Source organism: Streptomyces sp. NPDC057543 (assembly GCF_042801895.1).
Classification (GTDB): domain Bacteria; phylum Actinomycetota; class Actinomycetes; order Streptomycetales; family Streptomycetaceae; genus Streptomyces.
In genome coordinates this window covers 1-10,600 of record NZ_JBHVFF010000296.1, presented here as the reverse complement: position 1 = coordinate 10,600, position 10,600 = coordinate 1, and the positions used below count along the sequence as shown (strand labels likewise).

Genomic DNA, 10,600 nt, shown 5'->3' with positions numbered 1-10,600 from the left:
CGGGCACGAGATCAGCAGACACCCGGAAGATCCTGCCGACACAACACCCAACTGCCAAGCCAACACACCGATCTCATTCTGAAACGATCAGTTAGTCTTCAAGGTTGTGCCAGAGGTCGTCCCCGCCGTCCCCGTCCCAACCCTCCTCCTCCGCCTGTAGGTCTGCCTCGACATCCAAACGGATCTTGGCTTCGCGCTCTGCTTCGATGAACTGTCGGGTGGCCCAGGGAGCGGGCAAAGCGTTCTGCATCAACTTGGCGAACGCCATCAGTGTTTCTTCGATACTGCTGCGCGCCTTCGGGTTGTTCAGGAGGTGCTGGAGTATCCGGGCGTTGGCATCGGTGCTTGGGGGGCTTGTCGGCCATTCAACGTCTTGCCCGTTGGCTGGGGCCTCCGGCCGGTTGGCTTCCAGGATCCGGGGGCTCGGTCCGTCCTCCACGAGAGGCATCATGATGCGGGTGGTCCAGGTGCAGCACACCCTGCTCAAGGTGTCGGCGACGAGGGCGAGACCAACGAACTGCCACTGGACTGTGGCCGTACACCACTCGTGGTCACCCAGGTGGTAGCCCTGGACGTCGCTCACTTCAAGGGCCTTGACTTGAAGGTCCTTAAGCGGGGAGAGCCAGCAGTCGGCCTCACCGACCTCACCGCTCGCCTGGACCAGGGCCGGGAACCGGGGGATTGCCGCTGAAAAGGCGGGTGCACCCCACCGAGCCATCGTCGCGGTGTGGGCCCGATCGGCGTATGCCGAGTAACTCGGCATACCCCACCGAGCCAGTGCCGCGTCGCGGAAATGCTCGGCGTATGCCGGCAAGAACCTCTCCACCTGCTGGGGGGTGACATCGACGGGCGGAGCGATGCGTTTCAACAGATCCGCCAGGCGCGTCAGGTGGACGAACCGGTCTCCGAGGCCTTCCACGTCTTTGTCCATCGGCGCGGGGTAGGTGGTACTGCCGTCCGTGAAGTCGCTGGTGTTGCCGCTGACGAAGAACACCTTCTCCTTCGGGTTGGCCCGGGCGTACTCGACAGCCGACAGCCAGATAGCCACATCCCGAGCCCCGGTCTTGATGTCCTTCTTCAGACCTGCCGGGGGAAGGGAATTCGCCTCCCGGTACATCCCCTGCCGAAGGGCCTCCTCACTCGTCGGCAGGACCTCGACTAGCTCCTTCAGCCGATCCCGCCAGTGCTCGCGCACGGCCTCCGGGTCGGGATCATTGAGCGCTGGGACGCCCAACGGAGATGTCCTCTGAAGCTGTCGAAGGGCCTGGGCGGCCTTCTCGTGGGCCTTGCCGTATTCGATGGCCAGTTGCGCCGCGCGCTCCTCCAGGACCATCCACGGCACCGCGACTCGGTCACTGCCTGTCTCCCTGATGGCGCGGAGCAAGTAGGCATCGCCGCTGTCGAGCTTCATGCCGCGTATAACGCAGGTGTCCAGGATGATCATTGGCTACTCCGGTCCGTTGAGCGAGGCATCAGGATCCCAGCCGACAGGGCGACGCGCTCCGAGTGGATCGGATGTTTCGGCTGGCCAGCCTCCTCAACCACTCGGTCGTCGGCGAACGCCGTGGGGCGCGGCAGCGCGGCCCGGGTCGCTTCCGGTGGTTGGGGTCAGGACTCCTCGACGAGCAACGCCGCCGGCACGAACACGATGCCCACCACGGGGAAGTCAAGGCCGGGGCCGTACGCGACGCCCTCCCGGCCCTCGTCGGTGTCCACCTCGACCAGGTGCAACGCGTCGGCCGCGGCCGGGTCCTTGTGATCGGCCATGTGTGCCTCGGGAGGTTGTCAGATCAGGGGCGGCGGTGCCGGCGGCTGCGCCTGCCCGGCGGCATTGGTCGCGGTACGCGCCGCCTGAGTAACGGCCCGCATGTCGTCCGGATCGCTGCGGCGGAGAACGAAGACCTTCGCCAGGGCCAGCAAGCTCGGACCACACAGGACGAGGGCGAGCCACCACGCGTCCTTAGCCACGTACACCCCTGCGGCAAGCATCGCCACAGCGACGACACCCCCGACGGCCAAGCCCGCGACGTGCCGCTTGTGTGCGCGTTCCTCGCTCCGCTCCTTGCTGGCCTGCTGAGCGGCCTCCCGCTGAAGGGTGAGCCGTGTCATGCGCTCCTTGTGATGCCGCCGCAGCTCCGGCTCCAGCGCTTTCAAGGCGACTTCGAGCTTGTCCGGCCCGAGAGCAGAGCCCCACTTCATGGCGATCTCAAGGCCAGCGGCCACCATCGGGTCTTCGTTCGAGCCGCGCGTGGCCGGGAGGGACCCGCTGTCTTCCGTGGTCACTGCTGGACCCCTCCGCCGCCGTTAGAAGCGGGCGTGTAATCGATCTGGGTAGGTTCCGGTGGTGGCCCAAGCTGGAGGAACAACATCGCCATGGCTTGGTCGATGGTCTGCGCGGAGGTCGACGCCACAGCCGACAGCTCCTCGGGGGTGGGCTCCTCCTCCGGAGAATCCTCAACCCGCACGATGGTCACCAGCGTCCTGATGTAGGAGCGCGGGCGCGTCCCTCGAACCCGGCGCCTTCTCGGGGGGCCAGACCTCGGGGAACGGCGCTGTTCCGAGTCCGCAATGTTGCGCATGCGAGCACGCGCATGTTCCGAGTCCGCAATGTTGCCCATGCGCGCACGCCCATGGGCGGCAAGGACCTCAAGCCCGTCGTCGGGCGTCTCACCACCAGCCGCGGACTGGTTGGCTGTGGTCTTCGAAGCGGCGAGTTCCCTCTGAATTTCGGCCAACGTGGTTACAAAGGACACGACCCGGCGGAAAGGTCCCAGCACGTGCGCCCCCATTCCCTCGTACACGCGGCTAAGACGACCGCCACCGTAGCGCCCCGTGGCTCTGTGGGGGGCGAGATGCGCTGATTCAGTCCCTACGCGACTGGGCAGGCGCCGGTGGCCAAGATGTGCGTCTGACCCGCGCCGTCGGGACACTGCATCGGCATCACCGCCGACGCCCGGCCCCCGGACCTACCCCCGACCCATGATCTGAATTGCCTTGCTGACCTGGGCATTTACTCCCCTGTGAGCACTCCCTGACGTGGCCTATGATGCTCCGCCGAAACCGGAGGATCACATTCCGCACTGGGGGCGACCTTGATCCAGCTCACCGAACTCGCACTGCTTGGCTTCGCCGGCTACCGGGCAACCCAGCTCGCCGTCCACGACACGATCCTCGACCCGGCCCGCGACCGCGTCCACCGGTGGCACGAGGACCGCCCGGACTCCGCGGCCCGGGAGTTCATCGTCACCCTCATCTCCTGCGTGTACTGCATGGGCTGGTGGATCAGCGGCGCGATCCTCGCGATGTACCTCGTCGCCACCGGCCAGTTCGCCGGCACGCCGCTCCTCGTCCACGGCATCGAGTGGCTTGCCGTCGCCGGGGGCGCCGTGTTCATCAACCGGATCGATGACACCCTCGGGCGCCTTGCGTGACCCGTAAGGAGATCGTTGCCGCCTCGTCGCGGTACTCCGTGACCACGGTCAGAGAGGCGACCCAGCCCAGCACCCAGGGCGATCAGGTACGGGCGTGGGGCTTCTACCGCACCCCGGAAGTCCGTTCGTTCGCGAACTGGATCGGGAATGCCATGAGTGGTGCCCAGTTGTACGCCGGACGGGCCACGGCCGGGGCCGACACCGAGCGGGTCCCGGACGACCATCCCGCTGCCCAGGTCGTCGCGGAGATCGCCGGCGGCCCGCAGGGGCAGGCGCAGCTCCTGCGGGAGTACGGGCGTCACCTCGCTGTCGCGGGGGAGGGCTGGACCGTCATCAGGCCGTCCACGGACGGGCGCGTGGACTGGCATGTGGTCTCCGTCCTGGAGATGAGCCGCAAGGGCTCCAGCCTGGAAGCGGTGATCAACGGGGAGGCCGTCCCGATCCCGGCCGCAGACCCTGACAAGGCTGTCCCGGACCTGGCCCCAGGAAACGATTCCGCCGGGCACGTACCGAGCCAGGGGCAGCATGAAGGACTGCTATTGGGAGCGGACGACGAAGTCGGGGAACATCATCGACAACAACCTCGCGACGTCGGCCAGGGAAATCACGGTGACGATCCGGGCGTCGGACGGTCAGTTCACGTCGGAGCGGTGCGCTGTGTGGAAGCCCGTGAAGTAGCCGGGGCGTGCGACGGACTCGCTCCTATCTAGACGATCAAGTCCGATGTTTTCGGTCGCACGTTGTGGCCGACTGGAAGGGGGGCGTGCTGTTTTCTCGCGACGCTGGTGGCGGCGTGCCGGAGCAGTGGCATGCTCCTCGCTATGTATGAAGATCCGCATGACAAGACAACGCCGGGGTTGTGGGGACGCATAGCGTGTGCCTGGGCGGTCGCTTTCGCCGTGCTCCATTTTTACTGGGCAGTGGGCGGCAGTTGGGGCCTCAGTGTCTCGGCGGGGCCCTTGGCCGAGGAACGCCCCGGGTGGTTCGTGGCGGTGGGCTTGTGGGGCGTGGGATTGCTGTGCCTTGTCGGCGGTGTGCTGGGATGGCTTCTCGCCAGGCCCCGGCCTCGCGATCTGACAGGACGGGTGGTCACGGCCCTGGGGCGGTTTGTCTGCGCTGTGCTGCTAGTACGTGGCATCACCCTCGAGGTGCTGCTGCTGACCGACGTTGCGGGCTCGGAAATAGACGTAAGCCCGGAACAGCGACTGTGGACGCTGCTGCTGTGGAATCCCTGGTTCCTGGTCGGTGGTCTCGTTTTTAGTTTGGCCGCACGGAGGTCCCGGACGCACGGATAGTCCGAGTAGCGCCGCCGCCTGACGGTGCGTTGGGAAATGTATCGCGACGAGCCGGTTCGCGCACCTGAGCAGCTCGGCATTTGCGGACTCGTATTCGGTTCGGCTGGAATTCCCCGGCGTTATCCCCTGCTCACCGTGGCCGTATGTCGGTCAGATCAAGCCCCGACGCATCGCGAACGCGACGGCGTGGGTCCGATTGCGCAGCTGATAGCGGTTCATCACCGTGGTCAGTACGTTCTTGATCGTGCGTTCGGAATAGGAGAGCTTCGACGCGATGGCTTCGGTGTCGTGTCCTTCGGCGACGAGGCGGAGCACGTCGATCTCACGGGCGGACAGACCGCTGAAGTGCCGTCCCTCCTGCAGTGTGCCAACTTCCGACATGAGCGCCATCAGTAGGTTGGGCGGCAGGTAGCCGTCGCCCGCCGCCGCGGTCTGTATGACGTGGACCAGGTGTTCCGGCGTGACCTCGCTGCGGGGCACGAACCCCGCCACCCCGCACTCCACCGCCCTGAACACCGCCTGCTCCGTGGAGTCAGCCACGATGAGGACGACGCGGGTGGTGCTGGTACGCCGGGCACTGCGCAGCAGTACCCGCACGTCCTCGCTGACGGTGTCGGCCACTATGACTGTCACCTGCGGGTCGTCGGAGGGATCGTCGTCTACCACGAGGTCAATCTCGGGGCGTGTCCGCAGGTGTGTACGAACTCCCGCTTCAGAGACAGGGTCTCCGGCAAGAACCTTGACCGTAGTCCGGGTGCTGCCAGCGGGAGATCCGATAGTTCTCATTGGTGGCCTAGCTCCAGTTGTGCCTTGGTCTGACGCTGCGGTAACTGCGGCATTGATCTCGCTGGTCATCGGGCATGGGAGCCCCAGGTGAGTGTTGAGAGGGTCAGGGTGTGCAGGGTGGTGCGGTCGGGGCCGGCCATGTCGGTCCACATCGCGCCGAACGCCTTGTCCTTCTTGTCCGGCCAGACATAGCCGGGCGCGATCTGCGCGGCCCAGGTACGCACGGCGAGGTCGTCGTGCGGGTAGACACTGAAGTCGCCGGTGACGTCGGCCGCGGCTGCCGCAGCGGTCCACGGGCCGATGCGGGGCACGCTCGTCAGCGCGGCTGCCAATTCAGGGGCGCCCATACAGAGCCAGTCGACGGCGTGCAGCTCGTAGTGCTGGGCGGCGGCCTGCAACACGCTGCGGTGGAACTTCGCTCCGACGGCTGCGAACTGTTCATCGTCCAGCGCCAGCACCTGCATGGGGGTGGGGGCGACGGCTAGCTCACCGAAGGGGTTATCGACTGTGGTTCCGTAGGTCTTGCACCAGGCCCGGTAGAGCTTGCGGGCCTGTCCGGCTCGCACGACCTGGCGCAGGATTGCCGTGGTGATCGCGTCCCACAGCCATGGGTTGGCGAGTCGCCGCGTGACACCGAGGTCATCGAGCCCCGCTTTGAGTTCGGCGGGGACGCTGCTGGGCAGGCAAGCGGGATCGGTGGTGACGAACTCCGGCTTCACGTCCTCGGAACCGTCCACGCAGTTCATGTGCAGGCCGGTTCGGTCCCACGACAGGACCCAGACCCCGGTGGCCGCGTGCACGGCTCGCGCACGGCCACCGGTCTCGGTCTCGATCCAGGCGGGGTGATCGGTCGTCAGGACGCTCATGCGGTGTTCCTCGTGTTGTGCGGTTATTGCTCCGTTGCCTTCGACATCGACAACGAGCAGCGCGGGCCAAGAGGCAAAGGTCATGGCGTGATTAGAGAACGTCGACGTTGACACCGGACAGCCGGTTCCGGCAGTCGAGCACGTACGGCGCGTGCTCAAGGATCGACTCGTAGTCGAATTCCGTATGGTCCGTCAGCAGTACGACGGCGTCGGATGCCGCAATCTCCTCTGCGGTCGCTACTACGCGGATCAGCCGTGCGTCGGTGCGGATGTCATCTACGACGTGGGGGTCCGCGCCACGCACCTTGGCACCGAGGTCGAGCAGTAGCTCAGCGACACGCGCCGACGGCGACTCACGGGCGTCGGAGGTGTTGGCCTTGTAGGCCAGACCGAGCAGCAGGACACGAGATCCGCTGACGGCCATGCGGCGTGTGTTGAACGCCTCCATGAGCCGCCGGACTACATAGTCAGGCATGTGGGCGTTCACGTCGTTGGCGAGTTCCACGAACCGGAACGGAACGCCGACCGCGCGTTCCACTTTCCACGACAGGAATGACGGGTCGATTGGCAGGCAGTGGCCGCCGACGCCGGGACCGGGGGTGAACCGCATGTAGCCGAAGGGTTTGGAGGCGGCGGCGTCGATCGCCTCCCAGGCGTTCACTCCGAGCGGCCTGGACAACATCGCTATTTCGTTGACCAGGGCGATGTTGACGTGCCGGAAGGTGTTCTCGATCAGCTTGGTCAGTTCGGCCACTTTCGGTCCGGAGACCGGGACCGTGGTCTCCACCAGGCCGTCGTAGAAGCCCTTGACCACGTCGAGCGATGCGGCGTCGATGCCGGCCACCACCTTGGGTGTCTTCTCGAACGGCCACGTCTTGTTTCCCGGGTCGATGCGCTCGGGGCTGAAGCCGACGTGGAAGTCGGCTCCCGCGATCAGGCCGGACGCCTTCTCCAAGATCGGTAGCACCAGTTCCTCGGTGGTGCCTGGGTAGGTCGTGGACTCCAGGATCACGGTCGCGCCGGGGCGCAGGTGCTCGCCGAGCGTGTGGGCACAGGACTCGACGTAGGTCAGGTCGGGCACTCCGTCCCGCAGCGGGGTCGGCACGGTGATCACCGCGATGTCGAACCGGGGCAGCGCGGCGGCTTCGGCGGTCACGCAGTAGGCCCCGGAGTCCAGCGCTGCGCGGAGCCGGGCGGACGCCACGTCCTCCACGTAGGACTCGCCAGTGGCGAGCTGCTGGACGCGATGCGGGTCCACGTCGAAGCCGACGACACGGTGGCCCACCTCTGCGGCGCGGACGGCCAGCGGCAGCCCCACATAGCCCTGACCAGCGACAACAACATGCATGGCAGCTCCTACTCGATCGCAGTGCTTGAATGGACAGTCGTTCCTGGCTGAGCAAGGAGAAGCGCTGTGCCCCTGGTGTCTGTCGTGATGCCCGTGTACAACTCGGCAGCCACTCTCGGCGCGGCCGTCCGGTCGGTGCTCACGCAGACCCACAGCGACCTGGAGCTGCTGATCACCGACGACAAGTCGTCCGATGGCTCCATGGACCTGCTCATGGAGTTCGCCCGGCAGGACAAGCGCGTCCTGCCGGAATCGGCACCCGAACAGGGCGGTGCCGGCCGGGCACGCAACCTCGCTATCGAGCGGGCCCGGGGGGACTACGTCGCCTTCCTCGACAGCGACGACATGTGGCTGCCGGAGAAGGCCGAGCGGCAAATCGAATTCGCGGCGGCGGGTAGTGCGCCCCTGACATTCACCTCCTACTTCAAGATGGACGCCGACTACGACGGCGAGAGCACCGACTTCATCCCGAACGGGCGCGTGGTCCGCGCGCGGGAACACGTGGACTACCGCGCGATGCTGGTCCAGGACCACATCGGTGCTCTGACCGCCATGTACGACCGCAACGTCCTGGGCACGAGACTGATGCCGGAGATGCGGAAGCGACAGGACTACGCACTGTGGCTGTCGATCATGCGCGACGGTGCTGACGCCCGGGGCCTTCCCGAGCCGCTTGCGGTGTACAGGGCCCACCAGGCGGGGTCACTGTCCTCCAACAAGCTGTCGCTCGTCCCGTACAACTGGGAGCTGTACCGCGAACACGAGGGACTGTCGGTCCCCCGGGCGACGCGGGCGCTGACCGGCGCTGTGTGGCAGTCGCTGCGCAACTCGCGGATCTAGGACCCTCCGCGAGACCCGCCCGCACGACCTACGAGGCGGCCTGGCCCGTGGCGCCCGCACCGCGCAGGAACAGTTGGAGCAGCAGGCGGCGGTTCTCGGGCGTGACACCGTGCTGGCCGTCGCCGAGCGGCTCGCGGCCGTGGACGTAGCGGTGCTGGTTCACGATCAGGAAGTCGCCGCGCTGGAGCGTGTAGGAGACCTGGCCGGCGACCATCTGGTCCGCGAGTTCCCTGGCCGCCTGGGCGTGCTCCTCGTCGAGGCCGGACGCGGCGAGCATCTTGGCGGTGAACCGCACGAACCCGCGGTCCTCGGGCTCCCCATCCAGGACAGGGAACGGCGTGTACTCCTCGCCGACGTCGGACAGGTCGAAGAAGCCTCCATAGCGGTACGCCACGTCGGCCAGGAGAGCGCGACTCGAAGGCGTCAGGCGCGATACGGCCTCGCGCGCGTTGGAGAGGATGCTCGCGCCAGCCCCCAGCGGGTCGGGGCGGACGCACAGAAGCGTGGTGTAGTCCGGCGGCAGGGTCGCGTTGACCAGGTCCATGTGGAACGCGTTGTACCCCGTGCCGGTGGACAGGCCGGGGTTGGCGTTGAGGTTGGTCCCGAGCTCCTTCCACAGTGGCCAACGCTGGAAGGGCTGGAAGGGGATCGCCACTTCGGCAAGGAACGCCGTGGCCAGGCGGAGGAACTGCTCCCCGACCCCCAGCGCCTGGGCGATGTTCCCCAGACGTACCACGGCGTACCCGCCCTTCTCCCCGTCGAGCGCCGCGAGAAGGGAACCCCGGATCTCATTGAACAGCGGAGCCGAATCCAGTGCGGTCCGGTACTGCTCAATCGTGGGACCCGCCAGGAAGGCGCCCTCCACATCCCAGGCGGGAAGCGTGCTTCCGACCTTGACCAGGTCGTCTTCCAGCTCCTTCGGCAGGTCGATGAAGCGGTCCGAGTCAACGTTCACGGTTTCGGGCATGGGGTGTCCCTTTCTACGGTTTCATGCCGGGTGGGCCTTGGAGCCGGCCTCTCGCCCGTGCTCATCGGCAGCAGTGGAGAGACGGGAGTCTGTTGAGGACAGGAACGGCACGCGTCACCGCTTCAGTGCGGCGTAGTTGATCAGGGCGATGGCGACCACAAGGGTGGACACCTGCCACGCGCGACGGGACATGTGGCCTCCAGGACGTTCAGGCATACGAGTCGAGCGCCGTGAGGTCGTCCAGGTCGACGACCGTGAAGTCCTGCAAGCAGCGGACCAGCTGTGAGGCCAGGAACCACCGCAGCTCCGACGTCCGGTACGGAATGGGCGTGTCATCCCCGGCCAGTGCCACGATCCCGTCACGGGTCCACTGGTAGGGCGTGCCGATGACCCCGTAGAGGGGGGCGCTGCGCACCATCAGGGCGGTGTAGCCCTTCTGGAGGTGCGGACACTGCTCAACTGCGGCGCGCAGGTGCGCCAGGCAGACCGGGGGCTGCGCGGTGCGGAGGATGTCCCCAGGCTGCGGACGGCCTTTGGTAGCGGGCTCCAGGAACGGGTGTCCCTGAGGTGTTCTGGTAGGGCCTGCGCAGATTTGGCAGTGGAGCCGTGTCATCGTCTCGCGCTGCCTGGCGGGGTGGATCAGCCGCCACCTAGGCCGCCCGAGCGGTAACCCGCCCCGGCCGATCAACTGCGAGCACCGGCCCCACAGGACACCCCGCGGGTCGCGGTCCTCTTGGCTCTCGTCCCAGTAGCCCAGGGCTGGGTGGCCGGCGCGGTCAAAGGTGGCGCGCAGGGCCAGGATCGATTCGGGTTCTTCGCCTTCGCGGGCTGTGATGTACGGGACGAGGCGGCTCGCCGTGCTCATGCGGCTGCTCCTGACAGCGCAGTGGGGCGGCGCGGGGGGATGATCTTGCCGTCGGGCAGCAATTCGCCAGTGTCGTCAAAGGCCAATACGCCGTTGCAAAGCAGGGTCCAGCCCAAGACGTCGTCTCGTGCCACGGTTCTGGCCGCCTCGCGATCCGACGCGCCCGCGCTGGGGCAGGGAGTCTTGTGCTGGCACATGTGCG

The 10,600-nt window shown here is 66.8% G+C and carries 14 protein-coding genes; 4 read left to right on the top strand and 10 right to left on the bottom strand.

Features of this window, described 5'->3' with window-relative positions; translation table 11 throughout:
* Window positions 1-91 precede the first annotated feature (91 nt).
* The 4 genes from ACFU8Q_RS34130 to ACFU8Q_RS34115 all read right to left on the bottom strand — a co-directional run bounded on the left by ACFU8Q_RS34130 (window position 92) and on the right by ACFU8Q_RS34115 (window position 2,474).
* A complete protein-coding gene (locus ACFU8Q_RS34130; protein WP_384461812.1) occupies window positions 92-1,444 on the bottom strand; it encodes a PIN domain-containing protein in 1,353 nt (450 codons plus the stop codon).
* 164 nt (window positions 1,445-1,608) lie between these two features.
* Entirely contained in the window at window positions 1,609-1,767 is a 159-nt protein-coding gene (locus ACFU8Q_RS34125; RefSeq protein WP_384461810.1) for a hypothetical protein, read from the bottom strand.
* An 18-nt stretch (window positions 1,768-1,785) separates the two neighbouring features.
* Window positions 1,786-2,283 (bottom strand): hypothetical protein, encoded by a 498-nt coding sequence (locus ACFU8Q_RS34120; RefSeq protein WP_384461807.1) that lies wholly within the window; start codon window positions 2,281-2,283, stop codon window positions 1,786-1,788.
* Window positions 2,280-2,474: a hypothetical protein gene (locus ACFU8Q_RS34115; RefSeq protein WP_384461804.1), complete on the bottom strand. Its 195-nt coding sequence runs from the start codon at window positions 2,472-2,474 to the stop codon at window positions 2,280-2,282. Before ACFU8Q_RS34115 ends, ACFU8Q_RS34120 begins: the two co-directional genes overlap by 4 nt.
* 618 nt (window positions 2,475-3,092) lie before the next feature.
* Between ACFU8Q_RS34115 and ACFU8Q_RS34110 the strand changes: the two genes are divergently transcribed.
* The 3 genes from ACFU8Q_RS34110 to ACFU8Q_RS34100 all read left to right on the top strand — a co-directional run bounded on the left by ACFU8Q_RS34110 (window position 3,093) and on the right by ACFU8Q_RS34100 (window position 4,726).
* Entirely contained in the window at window positions 3,093-3,431 is a 339-nt protein-coding gene (locus tag ACFU8Q_RS34110; protein ID WP_384461801.1) for a DUF1360 domain-containing protein, read from the top strand.
* Entirely contained in the window at window positions 3,428-4,141 is a 714-nt protein-coding gene (locus ACFU8Q_RS34105) for a hypothetical protein (protein ID WP_384461798.1), read from the top strand. The genes ACFU8Q_RS34110 and ACFU8Q_RS34105 overlap by 4 nt, the downstream gene beginning before the upstream one ends.
* 99 nt (window positions 4,142-4,240) lie before the next feature.
* Window positions 4,241-4,726: a DUF3995 domain-containing protein gene (locus ACFU8Q_RS34100; protein WP_384461795.1), complete on the top strand. Its 486-nt coding sequence runs from the start codon at window positions 4,241-4,243 to the stop codon at window positions 4,724-4,726.
* 150 nt (window positions 4,727-4,876) lie between these two features.
* Here the strand turns inward: ACFU8Q_RS34100 and ACFU8Q_RS34095 are convergent, their stop codons facing one another.
* From ACFU8Q_RS34095 to ACFU8Q_RS34085, 3 genes are all read right to left on the bottom strand, one after another.
* Window positions 4,877-5,392, bottom strand: a complete 516-nt coding sequence (locus ACFU8Q_RS34095) for a response regulator transcription factor (protein WP_384461792.1) — start codon at window positions 5,390-5,392, stop codon at window positions 4,877-4,879.
* A 185-nt stretch (window positions 5,393-5,577) separates the two neighbouring features.
* A complete protein-coding gene (locus tag ACFU8Q_RS34090; RefSeq protein ID WP_384461789.1) occupies window positions 5,578-6,462 on the bottom strand; it encodes a hypothetical protein in 885 nt (294 codons plus the stop codon).
* 7 nt (window positions 6,463-6,469) lie between these two features.
* Window positions 6,470-7,726 carry a nucleotide sugar dehydrogenase gene (locus ACFU8Q_RS34085; protein ID WP_384461786.1) on the bottom strand — a complete coding sequence of 419 codons (1,257 nt, stop codon included), beginning with the start codon at window positions 7,724-7,726 and terminating at the stop codon, window positions 6,470-6,472.
* Window positions 7,727-7,792: 66 nt separating this feature from the next.
* Here ACFU8Q_RS34085 and ACFU8Q_RS34080 point away from each other — a divergent pair, with 66 nt between their 5' ends.
* Window positions 7,793-8,566, top strand: a complete 774-nt coding sequence (locus ACFU8Q_RS34080; protein WP_384461784.1) for a glycosyltransferase family 2 protein — start codon at window positions 7,793-7,795, stop codon at window positions 8,564-8,566.
* A 28-nt stretch (window positions 8,567-8,594) separates the two neighbouring features.
* Here ACFU8Q_RS34080 and ACFU8Q_RS34075 read toward each other — a convergent pair whose 3' ends face one another.
* The 3 genes from ACFU8Q_RS34075 to ACFU8Q_RS34065 form a co-directional block, all read right to left on the bottom strand.
* Window positions 8,595-9,533 (bottom strand): TauD/TfdA family dioxygenase, encoded by a 939-nt coding sequence (locus ACFU8Q_RS34075; protein WP_384461781.1) that lies wholly within the window; start codon window positions 9,531-9,533, stop codon window positions 8,595-8,597.
* 208 nt (window positions 9,534-9,741) lie between these two features.
* Window positions 9,742-10,398 carry a hypothetical protein gene (locus ACFU8Q_RS34070; RefSeq protein ID WP_384461778.1) on the bottom strand — a complete coding sequence of 219 codons (657 nt, stop codon included), beginning with the start codon at window positions 10,396-10,398 and terminating at the stop codon, window positions 9,742-9,744.
* Entirely contained in the window at window positions 10,395-10,595 is a 201-nt protein-coding gene (locus ACFU8Q_RS34065; protein ID WP_384461815.1) for a DUF5999 family protein, read from the bottom strand. Before ACFU8Q_RS34065 ends, ACFU8Q_RS34070 begins: the two co-directional genes overlap by 4 nt.
* Between the last annotated feature and the right edge of the window lie 5 nt (window positions 10,596-10,600).